Source organism: Nocardioides sp. Soil796 (assembly GCF_001429525.1).
Taxonomy (GTDB): domain Bacteria; phylum Actinomycetota; class Actinomycetes; order Propionibacteriales; family Nocardioidaceae; genus Nocardioides.
This window is the reverse complement of record NZ_LMSQ01000019.1, coordinates 313,130-328,331: the sequence shown is the minus strand read 5'-3', so window position 1 is coordinate 328,331 and position 15,202 is coordinate 313,130. Positions and strand designations below refer to the sequence as shown.

At 71.6% G+C, this 15,202-nt stretch carries 11 protein-coding genes; 6 read left to right on the top strand and 5 right to left on the bottom strand.

Annotation, left to right across the window (positions count from 1 at the left end):
• The first annotated feature begins 45 nt into the window (after positions 1 to 45).
• Together ASH02_RS18785 and ASH02_RS18780 are read left to right on the top strand one after the other, a co-directional pair.
• Positions 46 to 1,356, top strand: a complete 1,311-nt coding sequence (locus tag ASH02_RS18785) for a UDP-glucose dehydrogenase family protein (RefSeq protein ID WP_057295271.1) — start codon at positions 46 to 48, stop codon at positions 1,354 to 1,356.
• Between the two features lie 89 nt (positions 1,357 to 1,445).
• The gene (locus ASH02_RS18780) at positions 1,446 to 2,444 is read left to right on the top strand and encodes a glycosyltransferase family 2 protein (protein ID WP_056686087.1); all 999 of its coding nucleotides are present in this window, start codon (positions 1,446 to 1,448) and stop codon (positions 2,442 to 2,444) included.
• A 127-nt stretch (positions 2,445 to 2,571) separates the two neighbouring features.
• On the opposite strand, the gene ASH02_RS18775 is transcribed toward ASH02_RS18780, so the two are convergent.
• From ASH02_RS18775 to ASH02_RS18755, 5 genes are read right to left on the bottom strand one after another with little or no spacing between them, the layout of a single operon-like run.
• Complete coding sequence (locus ASH02_RS18775) at positions 2,572 to 3,726, bottom strand: glycosyltransferase (RefSeq protein ID WP_057295270.1); 1,155 nt, start codon at positions 3,724 to 3,726, stop codon at positions 2,572 to 2,574.
• Positions 3,723 to 4,538 carry an ABC transporter ATP-binding protein gene (locus tag ASH02_RS18770; RefSeq protein WP_200959196.1) on the bottom strand — a complete coding sequence of 272 codons (816 nt, stop codon included), beginning with the start codon at positions 4,536 to 4,538 and terminating at the stop codon, positions 3,723 to 3,725. The genes ASH02_RS18775 and ASH02_RS18770 overlap by 4 nt, the downstream gene beginning before the upstream one ends.
• Entirely contained in the window at positions 4,531 to 5,391 is an 861-nt protein-coding gene (locus ASH02_RS18765; RefSeq protein ID WP_057295269.1) for an ABC transporter permease, read from the bottom strand. The genes ASH02_RS18770 and ASH02_RS18765 overlap by 8 nt, the downstream gene beginning before the upstream one ends.
• Entirely contained in the window at positions 5,388 to 6,659 is a 1,272-nt protein-coding gene (locus ASH02_RS18760) for a nucleotide sugar dehydrogenase (protein ID WP_057295268.1), read from the bottom strand. The genes ASH02_RS18765 and ASH02_RS18760 overlap by 4 nt, the downstream gene beginning before the upstream one ends.
• The gene (locus ASH02_RS18755) at positions 6,656 to 8,293 is read right to left on the bottom strand and encodes a glycosyltransferase family 4 protein (protein ID WP_057295267.1); all 1,638 of its coding nucleotides are present in this window, start codon (positions 8,291 to 8,293) and stop codon (positions 6,656 to 6,658) included. Before ASH02_RS18755 ends, ASH02_RS18760 begins: the two co-directional genes overlap by 4 nt.
• Before the next feature lie 146 nt (positions 8,294 to 8,439).
• Between ASH02_RS18755 and wecB the strand changes: the two genes are divergently transcribed.
• Genes wecB through ASH02_RS18735 form a run of 4 tightly spaced genes read left to right on the top strand, consistent with a single transcriptional unit; the run spans position 8,440 to position 15,201 of the window.
• A complete protein-coding gene (gene wecB, locus ASH02_RS18750) occupies positions 8,440 to 9,516 on the top strand; it encodes a non-hydrolyzing UDP-N-acetylglucosamine 2-epimerase (RefSeq protein WP_057295266.1) in 1,077 nt (358 codons plus the stop codon).
• The gene (locus tag ASH02_RS18745) at positions 9,513 to 11,315 is read left to right on the top strand and encodes a glycosyltransferase family protein (RefSeq protein ID WP_200959194.1); all 1,803 of its coding nucleotides are present in this window, start codon (positions 9,513 to 9,515) and stop codon (positions 11,313 to 11,315) included. Before wecB ends, ASH02_RS18745 begins: the two co-directional genes overlap by 4 nt.
• Entirely contained in the window at positions 11,315 to 13,513 is a 2,199-nt protein-coding gene (locus tag ASH02_RS18740; RefSeq protein ID WP_162262603.1) for an acyltransferase family protein, read from the top strand. Before ASH02_RS18745 ends, ASH02_RS18740 begins: the two co-directional genes overlap by 1 nt.
• Complete coding sequence (locus ASH02_RS18735; RefSeq protein ID WP_057295265.1) at positions 13,510 to 15,201, top strand: glycosyltransferase family 2 protein; 1,692 nt, start codon at positions 13,510 to 13,512, stop codon at positions 15,199 to 15,201. The genes ASH02_RS18740 and ASH02_RS18735 overlap by 4 nt, the downstream gene beginning before the upstream one ends.
• The last annotated feature ends 1 nt before the right edge of the window (position 15,202 follow it).

Below are 15,202 nucleotides of genomic sequence, written 5' to 3'. Positions count from 1 at the left end.
GGTGTCGCAGACCCCGCCCACCCGGGTGCATCCAGAGGGGTAGACATGCGTGTCTCCGTGATCGGGACCGGATATCTCGGTGCAGTCCACGCGGCCGGAATGGCCGAGCTGGGCTTCGACGTCGTCGGTGTCGACGTCGACGAGAGCAGGGTCGCCACGCTCCAGGAGGGCCGCGCGCCGTTCTACGAGCCCGACCTCGAGCCGCTGCTGCGCAAGCACATGGGCTCCAGCGGCCGGCTCCGCTTCTCGACCGACTTCGCCGCCGTGCGCGACGCCGACGTGCACTTCCTGTGCATCGGCACGCCCCAGCGCAGCGGTTCGACCGCCGCCGACCTCAGCTACCTCGAGGCCGCCGTCGAGACCCTCGGCACGCTGCTGGCCGGGCGCACCGCGGTGGTCGTCGGCAAGTCGACCGTGCCGGTCGGCACCGCTGACGTGCTGCAGGCCAGGCTCACCGAGCTCGCCGGGCCGGGCGTCGAGCTCGCCTGGAACCCCGAGTTCCTGCGCGAGGGCTACGCCGTGGAAGACACGCTGCGCCCCGACCGCCTCGTCTTCGGAGTCCGTTCGCCGGACGCGGAGGCCACCCTGCGGCGCGTGTACGCCGAGACGATCGAGTCGGGCACCCCGGTCATCGTCACCGGCTACGCCACCGCCGAGCTGGTCAAGACCAGCGCCAATGCGTTCCTGGCCACCAAGATCTCGTTCATCAACGCCGTCTCGGACCTGTGCGACGTCACCGGCGCCGACGTCACCACCCTGGCCGACGCGATCGGGCTCGACTCCCGCATCGGACGCCGCTTTCTCAACGCCGGCCTCGGGTTCGGGGGCGGCTGCCTGCCCAAGGACGTGCGGGCGTTCCGCACCCGCGCCGAAGAGCTCGGCGCGGGAGCCTCCTTCCGGTTCCTCGACGAGGTCGACCAGATCAACCTGCGCCGGCGCGACAAGGTCGTCGGGCTCGCCCACGAGCTGGTCGGCGGCGACGTCCGCGGACGCCGGATCGCCGTGCTCGGCGCGTCGTTCAAGCCGCACTCGGACGACGTCCGCGACTCGCCGGCGCTCGACGTGGCCACCCAGCTCGCCCTGGTCGGTGCCGACGTGCACGTCTACGACCCGGTCGCCAACGGCGTGGCCGCGGCCGCCGCGCCGCAGCTGTCGTTCGACCGCAGCGCCTTCGAGGCCTGCCGCGGTGCGGACGTCGTGCTGCACCTGACCGAGTGGCCGGAGTTCCGCGCCGTCGACCCGGCTGCCCTGGCCGAGGTGGTCCGCGAGCTCAACGTCATCGACGCCCGCAACTGCCTCGACCGGGACCGCTGGCGCGGCGCCGGCTGGACCTACCGCGGACTCGGTGTCGCATGACGGACGTCGTGACCAGCCCGCTGGCCGGACCGTCGATCGGCCCGCAGGCGCCGACGCTGACCCGGGTCCGCACGGCAGTCTCCGTGGTGATGCCGGTGCTCAACGAGGAGCGCTACCTCGAGGAGTCCGTACGCCGGGTGCTCGACCAGCACTACGACGGCGAGGTCGAGCTCGTGCTCGCGGTCGGGCCCAGCAAGGACCGCACCATGGAGATCGCGCGCACGCTGGCCGAGACCCACCCGCGCGTCGCCGTGGTCGAGAACCCGACGGGCTTCACGCCGCACGCCCTGAATGCGGCGATCGCGGCGACCAGCCATCCGTTCGTCGTCCGCGTCGATGCACACGGCTTCCTGCCCGACGGCTACCTCGAGGACGTCGTCGACCTCCTCGAGTCCACCGGTGCGGCCAACGTCGGCGGCATGATGCGGGTCGAGGGCGACACGTCGTTCGGCCACGCGGTCGCGGCGGCGATGTCCTCGCCGCTGGGCATCGGCGGGTCGAAGTTCCACGTCGGTGGTGAGCCCGGTCCGGCCCGCACCGTCTACCTCGGCTCGTTCCGGCGCGACGCGCTGGTCAAGGTCGGCGGCTTCGACGAGCACTTCCTGCGCGCCCAGGACTGGGAGCTCAACTACCGGCTGCGGCAGGCCGGCGAGACCATCTGGTTCACCCCCGACCTGGCCGTGGTCTACCGTCCGCGGCGCGACTTCAACGCCCTGCGCCGGCAGTTCTTCGGGTCCGGGCAGTGGCGCCGCCAGATCGTCGACGAGCACCCCGACACGGCCTCGTTCCGCTACCTGGCCGCGCCCGTCGTCACCGGCCTGGTCGCCCTCGGCTCCCTCCTGGGACTGGTCGGTCTCGTGCTCGCACTGGTCCCGGGGCTGCACGTCCCCGGCTCCGCCTGGCTCACCCTCGGGTTCCTCGCGCCGTTCGGCTACGCGTTCGGAGTGCTGGGTGCGACGTACGAGATGGGGCGCCGGCGTCGGCTGCCCTGGCGGGCGCGGGTGCTGCTGCCGTTCGTGGTGGCCACCATGCACCTCTCGTGGGGCAGTGGATTCCTCCGCTCCATCCCCCGTTCCTCCCGCCGCTGATCCCGATACTCCCTGACGTTTCGGTCCTGATCTCGGGATACTCCCTGACGTTTCGGCCCTTCTCCACCGTGATGGGGGGACCGAAACGTCAGGGAGTATCCAGTTCTGGGGGCCGAAACGTCAGGGACTATCGATCCGGGGCGTTGGCGATGGCGCCGAGCCGGCTGACGAACTCGCCGGATCGGCGGGCCCAGTCGAGGTGGTCGGCGGCGTGGCGGTGGCCGAGGGTGCCCATCCGCAGGCGTGCAGCGGGTTCCGCGTGCAGGGCCAGTACGGCGTCCGCGACGGCCGAGGCCACCTGCGACGCTGCGGCGGAAGCCGCCGTCACGGATGACCCGGCGGACGGCTTGCCGAACGGTACGACGACGCCCGACCCGACCGACGTGACCAGGTGCTCGGCCCGGGGGAGCGGAGTCGTGATGACCGGGACGCCGTGCGCCATGTACTCGACGACCTTGGTCGGCTGGGAGTGCCGGTAGTTCGGCTCGTCGTGCAGCAGGGAGAGCCCGGCCAGGGCGCCGTCGACATGCTTCATCGCCTCGTCGTGCGGCAGGAAGCCGAGCCAGTCGACCCGTGAGGACGCCTCGGTCAGCGCCGCGGTGGCCTCCTGGTCGGCATGGCCGACGGCCTGCACCATGATGCCGGTCGGCGCCAGCAAGCGCGCCAGCTCGACCAGCTCGTGCACGCCACGGGCCCGCGAGAGATGGCCGACGTAGACCACTCGCGGGTCATCGGGCGGAGCCGGGTCCTGCGGCACGCGCGTGGTGTTGGGCACGACGGGATGCCGCTTGCGGAAGCGGAGCTGGTAGGCCTCCTCGGCGAGCAGGAGATGGTGGCGGCGCTCGGCACGGCGCTCGATCCGGCGGACCGCCCAGGCCGCGGGCCGACCGAGCCCGGCGGGCAGCCACGGCTTCAGCGAGATCGCGGCGGCGGTGTCCTCGTGCACGTCCCACACGACATGCGGGTGGTGGAAGCTGCCGACCGCGAGGAGCAGCTCGGGATCGTGCAGCAGCACGATGTCGTGGTCGTCACCGAGTCGGTCGAGGAGCGCCCTGGCCGCGCGCATCGAGGCGAGCCGTGACGTGCCCAGGGCGCGCGGCACGTCGACCGTGGTCAGCTGCGCAGTCGGAGGCGGCACCGGAAGTCCGTAGCCGGAGAAGGGCGCCGCATAGGTCACCTGCCAACCGGCCTCGAGCAGCGAGGCGATCTGGCGGTGCCGGATGCGAGCGTCCTCCGGGTGGTGGACGACCGTGACCACCAGGGCGCGTGCGGGCAGCGTCATCCCGCGACCGCCTGCTCCGACGAACGGCCGTCGGCCCGGGACCGGGCAGGAGTACGGCGGGCAACGGGTCGGCCGGTGGCCTCGGCATAGGCCTCGAGCACCTCGTCGACCTCGCCGTCCAGGCGGAGTCTTCCACCGTCGACCCACAGCACCCGGTCGCACATGGAGCGGATCGTGGACATCGAGTGGCTGACCAGCAGCACCGTGCCGGCCTCCGAGCGGATCTGGTCGACGCGTTCGCGACTGCGCCGGCGGAACTCCGCGTCACCCGTCGAGAGCGCCTCGTCGATCATCAGGATGTCGGGGCGGGCCGCCGACGAGATCGCGAACCGGAGTCGCGATCCCATGCCGGACGAGTAGGCCCGCATCGGCAGCTGCAGGAAGTCGCCGATGCCGGCGAAGTCGACGACCTCGTCGAAGCGTTCCTCAACCTGGGCTGGCGTCTGCCCGAGGGCGAGGCCGCCGAGCACGATGTTGCGCTCACCGGTCAGGTCGCGCATCAGGGCCGCGTTGACCCCGAGCAGCGAGGCCGTGCCGTCGGCGTACACGGCGCCGGACTCGGTCGGCAGGACGCCGGCGATGGCGCGCAGCAACGTGCTCTTGCCGGAGCCGTTGTGGCCGATCACGCCGATCGACTCGCCGTGGTCGGCCACGAACGAGATGCCGCGGACTGCGCGGACCTTGTCGACCGCCCCGACGTGGCGGCCGATCGTGTGCCAGGTCTTCTGCTGTCGCGCGGTCAGTCGGCGTCCGCCGTACGTGCGATAGGTGACGTGCACGTCGTCGACGATGAGGGAGGGGCGGTCAGCCACGGCCGTACCTCTCCTCGGCGTGCCAGAAGAAGACGAAGCCCAGCACGAGGGTGACCAGGGCCCACCCGGCAGCCCAGGCCCACAGGGCAGGGGTGAGAGGGACCTCGGAGAGCAACGTGCCGCGCACCAGCTCGAGGTAGACCGCGACCGGCTGGTGCGAGAGCACGGCGGCCGCGGTGCCGCTGCCGACGTAGTGGTCGATGGAGAAGAAGACCCCGGAGACGTACATCAGCGCGCGCAGCACGAACGGGATCAGCTGCTTCACGTCGCGCCACTGCGAGACGAGCCGCGCGCAGACCAGGGCGACCCCGGTGCCGAAGACCCACTGCAGGCCCACCGCGAGGGGGAGCAGCAGCCAGGTCCAGGCGAATGGCTCGCCGGTCAGCGGCACCAGGACCAGCAGCACGACGAGCGCGGGGACCAGCGTGACCAGCTCGGCCAGCACCGACGCGATCGGCAGGAGTGCCCGCGGGAACTGGAGGGAGGTGATCAGGCCCTGGTTGCCGACGATCGCGTTCGAGCCGGTGGTGATGCTGGCCGAGCTGAAGTGGAACATGAAGACGCCGACCACCAGGAAGCCGATGAAGTTCTCCACGCCGCGGCTGGTGTCGAGCAGCACGCCGAAGACCAGCAGGTAGACCAGCGCCCACAGCACCGGGTTGAGCAGCGCCCAGACCTGGCCGAGGTAGTTGCCCTGGTTGCGCGCGTAGGCCTTCGACCCGGCAAGGGACGCCGCGAAGTGCCGCCGCTGCCACATCGTGGCCAGGTAGCGGCGCAGGGGCGGGCGTACGCCGACCCGATGGAGGCCGTGCTCGGCGGCCAGCGCGGCCAGCGGGCTGGGCGCCGTGCTCACAACCTGTTCACCTCGGGCCCGGTGGTCACGCCACGGGTGTCGAAGAACAGGCGCGCGTCGGCGGCCAGCGACGGGACGTCGTACTCGTCGTGGGCCTGCACGAGGATGACAAGGTCGGCGAACGCGATCGCGGTGGCCAGGTCGTCGGTGCGGGTGACCGGCACGCCGGCGTCCCACTCCTCGACGCGCGGGTCGTGGTAGACCACGCGGGCGCCGAGGGTGTCGAGCGCCTTGGCCAGCGGCACCGCCGGGGACTCCCGCTGGTCGGCGATGTTGGGCTTGTAGGTCACGCCGAGCAGCAGCACGGTGGAGCCGTGGATCGCCTTGGCGTGGTCGTTGAGCAGGTTCTGCGCGCGGTGTGCGACGTACGACGGCATGGTGGCGTTGATCTCCTCGGCCAGCTCCACGAACCGGAACGGGTAGCCGAGCTTGGCGCGCACGTTGTGGGAGAGGTAGTTCGGGTCGATCGGGATGCAGTGCCCGCCGACGCCGGGCCCGGGGTGGAAGGCCTGGAAGCCGAACGGCTTCGTGGACGCGGCGCGGATGACGTCCCACAGGTCGATCTTGAGCTCGTGGCAGAAGCGGGCCATCTCGTTGACCAGCGCGATGTTGATGTGCCGGTAGGTGTTCTCCAGCAGCTTGGCGGTCTCGGCCTCGCGGGTGCCGGCGGTCTCGACGATCGTGTGCACGAACTTGCCGTAGAACGCCGCGGCCCGCGCGGTGCACGACGCCGTGTGGCCGCCGACGACCTTGGGCGTGTTGACCAGGCCGTACGTCGGGTTGCCCGGGTCGATCCGCTCGGGGGAGAAGGCCAGCGCGAAGTCCTCGCCGGCGACCAGTCCGGAGGCCTCCTCGAGGATCGGGCGGACCAGCTCGTCGGTGGTGCCGGGGTAGGTGGTCGACTCCAGCACCACGAGCCGGCCGGGCAGTAGGTGCTCGGCGATGGCGTGCACGGCGGACGTGACCGCGCCGAGGTCCGGGCCGCCGTCGGGGCTGAGCGGGGTGGGCACGCAGATGACGGTGACGTCGGCGTCGGCGAGGACGGCCGGGTCGTCGGTGGCCCGGAACCCGGTGGACACCATGGCAGCGACGTCGTCGTCGCTCAGGTCGTCGACGTGGGAGACGCCGGCGTTGAGGCCGTCGACGGCGGCGCGGTTCAGGTCGAGGCCGGCGACGCGCAGGCCCGCGGCGGTGGCGGCCTGGGCCAGCGGCAGCCCGACGTAGCCGAGGCCGACGACCACCAGGTCGAGGTCAGTGGTCCGGGTCATGAGGTGACTCCTTCGATCAGGCAGGTGCCGGTGCGGATCTCGTCGTAGAGGCGGGCGCAGGTCTGTGCGGCCCGTTCCCAGGTGCGGTGGGCGAGCACGTCGGCCCGGCCGTTGGCGCCGAGCCGTCGTCGTACGTCGGGGGCGGCGGCCAGCTCGGCGAGCACGTCGGCCAGGGCGTGCGCGTCTCCGGCGCGGACCAGCCGGCCGTTGTGTCCGTCGCGGACCAGCTCGCGCAGCGGCGGCAGGTCGCTGGCCACCACCGGACGACCCAGCGCCAGTGCCTCGACCGGCTTGATCGGCGGCACCAGTCGGGTCACCGGGAGGTCGAGGCGGGGCGTGGCGTAGATGTCGATGCGCTGGTGCTGCGCGACGACCCGGTCGGGGCTGACCCGCCCGGTGAACTCGGCGTCGATGCCTGCGGCACGTGCCCGGGCCTGGAGCGCGGTTCTGGCCGGCCCGTCGCCGACCAGGAGCAGGCGCGCGGTGCCCGGGGGCAGCAGGGCCACCGCGTCGATGAGGACGTCGAGGCCCTCGTAGTCGTTGAGGGTGCCGACCGCGCCGACGGTGACCGGTCTCGATACACCGCCTCGTGCCTCGGCGGCACTCGACCACCGAGCCTCCTGCTTTTCGGTGGTCGAGTAGCGAGCGCCAGCGAGCGTATCGAGACCCGGCGCCACGAACTGGTCGCCGACCGAGTTGGGAACCACGTGCACCTTGGCGGCCGGGATGCCGCGGGCCACGATCGCCTCGCGCATCACCTCGCTGATCGTGAGCACGGCGTCGGCCTCGCGCATGCAGTGCGTCTCGACCGCCCGGGTCAGCCGCTGGTGTTCGTTGGGCAACGCGTCGGGCCCGCGGCGGGAGCGCTCGGTCTCCTCCAGGAAGCCGCGCACCTCGTAGACCACGGGCAGGTCGAACCGCTCGCGCAGGGCCAGGGCGACCCTGGCGTTGAGGTGGTTGCTGTGCGCGTGCAGTACGGCGGGCCGCATCCGCTCCACGAGGCGGGCGGTGCGCTCGACGTCCTTGGCCAGCGCCCGGTCGGCGCGCAACGGCACGGTGGTGAGGATGCGGTGGTAGGGGACGTCGTCGACGTACTCCACCGCCGGGACGGCGAGGTGGCCGCGGGTCACCGGGTAGCCGATGCGGGTGGCCGCACGCGCGTCGGTGCCCGCGGCGCGCTGGGCGGCCAGCAGGCCCTGGGTGCGGGTCGTGTAGCCGGCGACGGAGTGGGGGAGCGAGTTCGTCACCAGGTGCAGGACGGAGGGAGTCGGCTCCGGAGTGCCCGGGTGCAGGGGGCGCTCCGGAGCCGACGTCTGGGGGTCGGTCAGCACCGACAGCTCGCCGGCGAGGTGCTCGCGCAGGCGGGCGCCGGATCGACCGGCGTGGGTGGCGTGTTCATGGGCCCTGCTCAGCTCGCCCGCGGCGTACGCCGACTGTGCCTCGGCGTACGCCGGCCCGCGCCCGGAGGTGGTGACCAGGCGGGTGAGCGGGCCGGCGACGCCGGGCAGGACACGTGCGCCGATCGAGGCGGTGTGTCCGCGCCCGCGGGCCAGATGCCTCCGGACCACCGAGGCGGCGATCGGGAGGTTGCGGGCGGCGAGGAGCAGTCGGGCCGTCGTGCGTGACGCGGTCATGGCTGCTCCTCTCGTGTGGTGACGGGCGCGCCGTGGCGTCCCTCGATTACTAAGTACAGTAACTTACTAGATATAGTAACGAAGGGGCGAATCGAGTCGTGTCGCCGCCCAGGTCCCACGTCGTAGATCCACCAGGAGAGGCCCCCATGACCACGAAGCTCACCCATGTGGCCGGAGCCCGCCCCAACTTCCCGAAGGCGGCTCCGGTGATCGCGGCCGCCGGCGAGCTCGGCCTCGAGCAGACGCTGGTGCACACCGGCCAGCACTACGACGAGGCGATGTCGGAGGTGTTCTTCCGCCAGCTCGGCCTGCCCACCCCGGACGTCGACCTCGGCGTCGGCTCGGGCAGCCATGCCACCCAGACCGCCCGCATCATGACCGGCCTCGAGGAGCTGTTCCTCGCCCAGCGGCCCGACATCGTGGTCGTCTACGGCGACGTGAACTCGACCGTCGCCGCCGCTCTGGTCGCCGCGAAGCTGCAGATCCCGATCGCCCACGTCGAGGCCGGCCTGCGCTCCTTCGACCGCACCATGCCCGAGGAGGTCAACCGCCTGGTCACCGACCGGCTCTCCGACCTGCTCTTCGCGACCAGCCCCGACGCGGTCGCCCACCTCGGCAACGAGGGTGTGGCCGCCGACCGGATCCACCTGGTCGGCAACCCGATGATCGACACCCTGCTGGCCAACCTCGACCGGTTCGACGTCGCCGCCGCCCGCGCGCGACACGGCCTCGAGGGTGACTACGCCGTCGCCACCCTGCACCGTCCGGCGAACGTCGACGACCCGGCCGACGCATCGGCACTGGTCAAGGCACTGCACGCGGTGGCCGACCAGGTCGACCTCGTGCTGCCCCTGCACCCGCGCGGCTGTGCGGCCTTCGAGGCGGTCGGCCTCTTCGACCACCCGCGCGTGGTCGTGCTCGACCCCCAGGGGTACGTCGAGTTCCTCGGCCTGGTCCGCGGCGCCCGGGCAGTCGTCACCGACTCCGGCGGCGTCCAGGAGGAGACCACGATCCTCGGCATCCCCTGCCTGACCCTGCGACCCAACACCGAACGCCCGGTGACGATCACCCACGGCACCAACCAGCTGGTCACCCGCGAGGACGTCCCGTTCGTCCTCGCCGACGTGCTCGCTGCGCCTGTTGCGACGGCCCACCGGGTGCCGCCGCTGTGGGACGGCCAGGCCGGTGCCCGCATCGCCGCCGTGCTCCAGGAGTTCCTGTGAGCCGGTTGCTGCGCCGGGTACGCCGACCCCGCCTGCCGGCGTTCGAGCTGCCCGAGGTGCACCCGGCCCGGACGACGAAGGCGGCGGTGATCCTCGACCCGTTCTCCGAGCTGGCCTTCGGCTACGAGTGGCACCAGGTGAAGGTGACGCCGACCGACTGGCGGGCGGTCCTGACGGAGCAGCGCCCCGACCTGCTCTTCGTCGAGTCGGCGTGGAACGGCAACGACGGTGCCTGGCGGCTGCACATGACCCGCGACCACCAGCCGTCGCCGGAGCTGCGCGCCCTGGTGGCGTGGTGCCGCGACGAGGGCATCCCGACCGTGTTCTGGAACAAGGAGGACCCGCCCAACTACGACGTCTTCCTCGAGACCGCCCGGCTCTTCGACCAGGTCTTCACCGTCGACGCCGACCGGATCCCGGTCTACCAGCGCGACCTCGGCCACGAGCGCATCGACCTGCTGCCCTTCTCGGCCCAGCCGCGGCTGCACAACCCGGTACGCCGCGGCAGGGGCCGGGTGCTGCCGATCGCGTTCGCCGGCACCTGGTTCGCCGAGAAGCATCCGGAGCGCCGCGAGCAGATGGAGCAGCTGCTGCGCCCGGCGCTCGACCGCGGACTCCACATCTGGTCGCGCATGCAGCGTGGCGACAAGCGTTACCGGTTCCCGGCGCCCTACCGCAGCCACGTCGTCGGGTCGTTGCCCTATCCGAAGATGCTCGCGGCCTACTCGGCGTACAAGGTCTTCCTGAACGTGAACTCGGTGACCGGCTCCAAGACGATGTGCAGCCGCCGGCTCTTCGAGCTCTCTGCCGCGCAGACCGCCGTGATCACCACGCCGGCGGCCAGCATCGAGCCGTTCTTCGGCTCCGACCTCGAGGTGGTCCGCGACGCCGACGAGGCGCGCGCCGCGATCGACGTGCTGCTCGGCCAGGACGAGTACCGCGACCGCCAGGCGCTCAAGGCGCACCGTCGGGTGTTCGACGAGCACCTCTGCACGCACCGCGTGGACACCGTGCTGCGCTCCCTCGGTCTCGATCTTCCGTTGGTCGAGGAGCGAGCGTCAGCGAGCGTCTCGAGACCCGGCGAGGTGGTCTCGACTGGTTCGACCACCACGCAGGTCAGTGCGGTCGTCCCGACGATGCGGCCCGAGCAGCTCGACCACGTGCTCGCCATGCTCGGCAGCCAGAGCCACCGCGACCTCCAGCTGGTGCTGGTCACCCACGGCTTCGAGGCGCCGGCCGACCTGGCCGTGCGCGCGGCACGCGCCGGGCTCGACAACGTGGTCACCAGGTACGCCGACGCGCCGCTCACCCTCGGCGCCTGCATGAACCTCGGCGTCGACGCGGCCGACGGTGAGCTCGTCGCCAAGGTCGACGACGACAACTTCTACGGCCGGCACTACCTGACCGACCTGGTGCGGGCGCTGGACTACTCCGGCGCCGACGTGACCGGCAAGTGGGCGCACCTGGTGCACCTCGAGTCCAGCGGCGCCACGCTGCTGCGCTTCGAGCACGCCGAGCACCGGTTCACCGACCTGGTGCAGGGCGGCACCCTGCTGACCCGTCGCGAGCTGGCCCGCGACGTGCGTTTCGAGGACCTGCCGCGCCGGGTCGACACCACGTTCCTCGAGAAGGTCAAGGCGCGCGGCCTGACCACCTACCCCGCGGACCGCTTCAACTTCGTGTCCGTGCGCCGGGTCGACCCCGGCAGCCACACCTGGCCGATCACCGAGAAGCAGTTGATGGCGCGCTCGTCGCGGCTCCTGTTCTACGGCAACCCCTACCCGCATGCGGAGGCATGATGACGCTCATCGCTGACGGTCTGAAGGTAGACCCGAACGACAGCCCTGACCGCGCCGACGGCCCCAAGCGCCGAGCCGGCAGGAACGACACGACGAAGGCGGCCAAGGGCAACAGCCGGATCCGCCGCGACATCGAGGGCCTGCGCGCCGTCGCCACCTTCCTCGTCCTGCCCTACCACGCAGGGCTGATGCTCTTCCCCGGCGGCTTCGTCGGCGTCGACGTCTTCTTCGTCATCTCCGGGTTCGTGATCACCGGTCAGCTGATGAAGGAGGTCGACCGCACCGGACGCGTCGGACTCCTCGGCTTCTACGCGCGCCGGGCCAAGCGCCTGCTACCGGCCGCCTCCGTGGTGCTCGGCGCGACCGCCGTGATGACCTGGCTGTGGGTGCCGAAGATCAGGTGGGAGACCACCGGCGGCGACATCGTCGCGTCCGCGCTCTACTTCGTGAACTGGCGCCTGGCCGACCGCTCGGTCGACTACCTCGCCGAGGACATCACTCCGTCGGCCGTGCAGCACTACTGGTCGTTGTCGGTCGAGGAGCAGTTCTACTTCGTGTGGCCGATCCTGCTGCTCGGCGCCGTGGTGCTCGCCGCGCGACTCGGCGTACGACGCAAGCCGGCGCTGCTGGTCGGTCTCGCCCTGGTCGCCCTGCCGTCCTTCGCCTGGGCGGTGCACCAGTCGTTCTTCGCCAGCGAGCGGGCCTACTTCATCACCACCACACGCATGTGGGAGTTCACGATCGGCGCCTTCGTGGCGATCCTGGCCACCCGCCTCGACCGGATCCCGAAGGGCCTGGCCATCGTGCTGGCCTGGGCCGGCCTCGGCATGATCCTGCTGGCCGGGCGCATCTACACCTCCGAGATCACCTGGCCCGGCTACTACGCCGTGCTGCCGACGGTGGGCGCGGGCCTGATGATCGCCGCCGGTGTCGCGGCCGGTCCGAAGGGGCCGGTGGCGATCCTGGGCAACCGGTTCATGCTGTTCATCGGCTACCTCACCTATTCGCTCTACCTGTGGCACTGGCCGCTGCTGATCGTGGCCCGCGAGCACTTCGGCGGCATCTCGGTGCTGACCGGACTGGTCATCGTCACGGCGTCGGTGATCCCGGCCTGGCTGACCTTCCACCTCGTCGAGAACCCGCTTCGGAACTCGAAGTTCGTCGGCAACACCAAGGTGTCCCTGTCCCTCGGGGTCAACTGCACCCTCATCGCGGTCGTCGCCGGGCTGATGCTGGTGGCGCTCTTCGGCAAGGCCGCCGGGCCCACCATCGACCCGGCGAACGTCAAGGGCTCGATGGCGCTCTCGGCCAGCTCACCGAAGGACGACCCGGCCGGCGAACCGGTCGACTCGGTGCAGGGCGGCATCACGCCGAACCCGCTCGAGGCGCCCAAGGACGTGCCCGACCTGTACGCCGAGGGCTGCCAGGTCGACTCCGATGTGGCCGAGGTCGCCACCTGCGAGTACGGCGCGGCCGACGCGAAGACCACCATCGCGATCGTCGGTGACTCGAAGGCCGCCCAGTGGGTGCCGGCCTTCCAGGTGCTCGCGAAGACCCACGACTGGCGGATCGTGACCTACACGAAGTCGGCCTGCCAGTTCTCGACGGCCACCTCCGTGCTGGACGGCGAGCCCTACGACACCTGCCGTGAATGGGGTGGCGACGTCCTCGACCGGCTCACGGGCGACGAGAAGCCAGACGTCGTGGTGACCGCGGGCCAGCGCGACTCCGCGTTGACCGGCGACGGCGACGACATGAGCGAGGACACCATGCAGGCCGGGTTGGAGGATGCCTGGACCCAGCTGCGTGACGCCGGCATCGAGGTCGTCGTACTCGCCGACACCCCGCAGACCGGCAGCGACGTCTACGCCTGCGTCTCCGAGCACCAGGACGACCTCACCCGGTGCACCTACGACCGCGACCACGGCGTCGAGGCCAGCGGGGTCGGGGTGCAGAAGGCGGCCGCCGACGAGCTCGGCGCGGTCGACATCTCTCCGGGCGCAGCGTCCGACAGCGGTGCCGGCGACACGGGTCTCTACTTCCTCGACCTGGTCGACGCGATCTGCCCGACCGACGAGTGCGCGCCGGTGATCGGCAACGTGCTGGTCTACCGCCAGGGCTCGCACATCACCAAGACCTACATCGAGACGCTCGCCCCACGGGTCGAAGAGGCGCTGGCGAAGGCGGGTGTGCGATGAGCCGCCTCGCCCGCCTCCGGGACGTGGCCTCAGGCCTCCGGCCTCGCCCCGCTGAATCCGCGACCAGCGAGGCGTGGGCGCTGCCGCCGGAGCGCGGGCCGCTGCGGCCCGACGTGCACGCGGTGGTGCTGGCGGGTCGTCGCCTGACCGACGGGCTGGCCGCCCAGTGGCGCCAGAGCGTGCTACCTGATCTGGTCGGCGCCGTGGGTGGGCAGGAGCTCACGGACGCCGACCTCCTCCTCGTCGAGTACGTCGGCGGTGCGGTGCCCGAGCACGAGGACCTCGTCGTCTCGGCGGCCCTGCGTTCGGCGACCCGGGCCGGCGTACCGGTCGTGGCCTGGGCGACCGCCGGCGGACCACCCGCACACGTCACCGCGCTGGTCGAGGCCGGTGCCCGCGTCTGCGTCGCCGACCCGGCGCACCTCGACGCGTGGAAGTCGGTGTCCGACGAGGTGACCGAGCTGCCGGTCGGTGTCGACGTACGCCGCACCGCGGCGGGTGTCGACCGCAGCGGTGCGGTCCTCGTCGTCGACGGACCCGTCGACCCTCGCGTCGCCGGGGCTGTGGCGACCGACGTGGTGAAGGCGGTCCGGCCCCTCGACGGTGTCGCGGTGCACCTGCGCGACCCGGACGCCCCGGTGAGCAAGGTGCTGCGTGGCCGGGCGCCGCACCCGGTGCCGCTCGACGAGGCGGCCCTGCTCGTCGACGCACCACGTCACCGCGTCGAGGACGTCTCGACGCTGCTCGACGCAGGCGCCCTCCGCACGCCGGTGGTCACCCTCGACCGGCTGCCCGTGCCCGCCGACCTCGAGGCACACGTCGTCCGCGCCCGTGACGCCCGTGCCCTGCGCAGCGAGATCATCGCCCGCGTCGAGCAGCCGGAGCTCCGTGACCGTGAAGGGCTGGCGCTGCACCGCGCGGTGCAGGCCGGCCATCGCCTCGACGACCGCGTCGACCTGCTGCTGGACGGCATCGCGCCACCGCGGCTGACCGTCCGCTCCGTTTCGGCCATCGTGCCGACCAACCGGCCCCACGAGATCGACAACGTGCTGGCCAACGTCGGTCGCCAGTCCCACCGCGACGTCGAGCTCGTGCTCGTCCTCCACGGCATCGACCTCGACCGGGCCGACCTCGTGGTGCGCGCGGAGGCGGCCGGCGTACCCCACCTGACCGTGGTCGACGCGCCGCGCACCGCCACGCTGGGCACCTGCATGAACCTCGGTCTCGAGGCCTCGAGCGGGGCGTTCGTGGCGAAGATGGACGACGACAACCACTACGGCACGCACTACCTCGTCGACCTGCTGGACGCCGGGGTGAGCAGTGGTGCCGGCATCGTGGGCAAGTGGGCGCACTACGTGTGGTTGCGGTCGACCGGGGCCGTGGTGCTGCGCTATCCGGAGACCGAGCACAGCTACGTACGCCGCATCCAGGGCGGCTCGATGCTCTTCGACGGCGACGTGGTGCGCGGCCTGCGGTTCTCCGACATCCCACGCGCGGTCGACAGCGACATCCTCGACCGGGCCATCTCCGACGGCGTGAAGATCTGGTCGGCGGACCGGTTCAACTTCGTCTCCGTGCGCGGCCTCGACCGGCACGCGCACACCTGGACCGTCGACGACGCGTCCTTCATGACCGCCCACGGGCGGCTCGAGTTCTATGGCGATCCCCGCCAGCACGTGGAGGTCTGAC

Coding starts and splice junctions, on each gene's coding strand:
- ASH02_RS18785 (WP_057295271.1), top strand. CDS start 46: ATGCGTGTCTCCGTGATCGGGACCGGATATCTCGGTGCAGTCCACGCG.
- ASH02_RS18780 (WP_056686087.1), top strand. CDS start 1,446: ATGCCGGTGCTCAACGAGGAGCGCTACCTCGAGGAGTCCGTACGCCGG.
- ASH02_RS18775 (WP_057295270.1), bottom strand. CDS start 3,726: ATGACGCTGCCCGCACGCGCCCTGGTGGTCACGGTCGTCCACCACCCG.
- ASH02_RS18760 (WP_057295268.1), bottom strand. CDS start 6,659: ATGACCCGGACCACTGACCTCGACCTGGTGGTCGTCGGCCTCGGCTAC.
- ASH02_RS18755 (WP_057295267.1), bottom strand. CDS start 8,293: ATGACCGCGTCACGCACGACGGCCCGACTGCTCCTCGCCGCCCGCAAC.
- wecB (WP_057295266.1), top strand. CDS start 8,440: ATGACCACGAAGCTCACCCATGTGGCCGGAGCCCGCCCCAACTTCCCG.
- ASH02_RS18740 (WP_162262603.1), top strand. CDS start 11,315: ATGACGCTCATCGCTGACGGTCTGAAGGTAGACCCGAACGACAGCCCT.
- ASH02_RS18735 (WP_057295265.1), top strand. CDS start 13,510: ATGAGCCGCCTCGCCCGCCTCCGGGACGTGGCCTCAGGCCTCCGGCCT.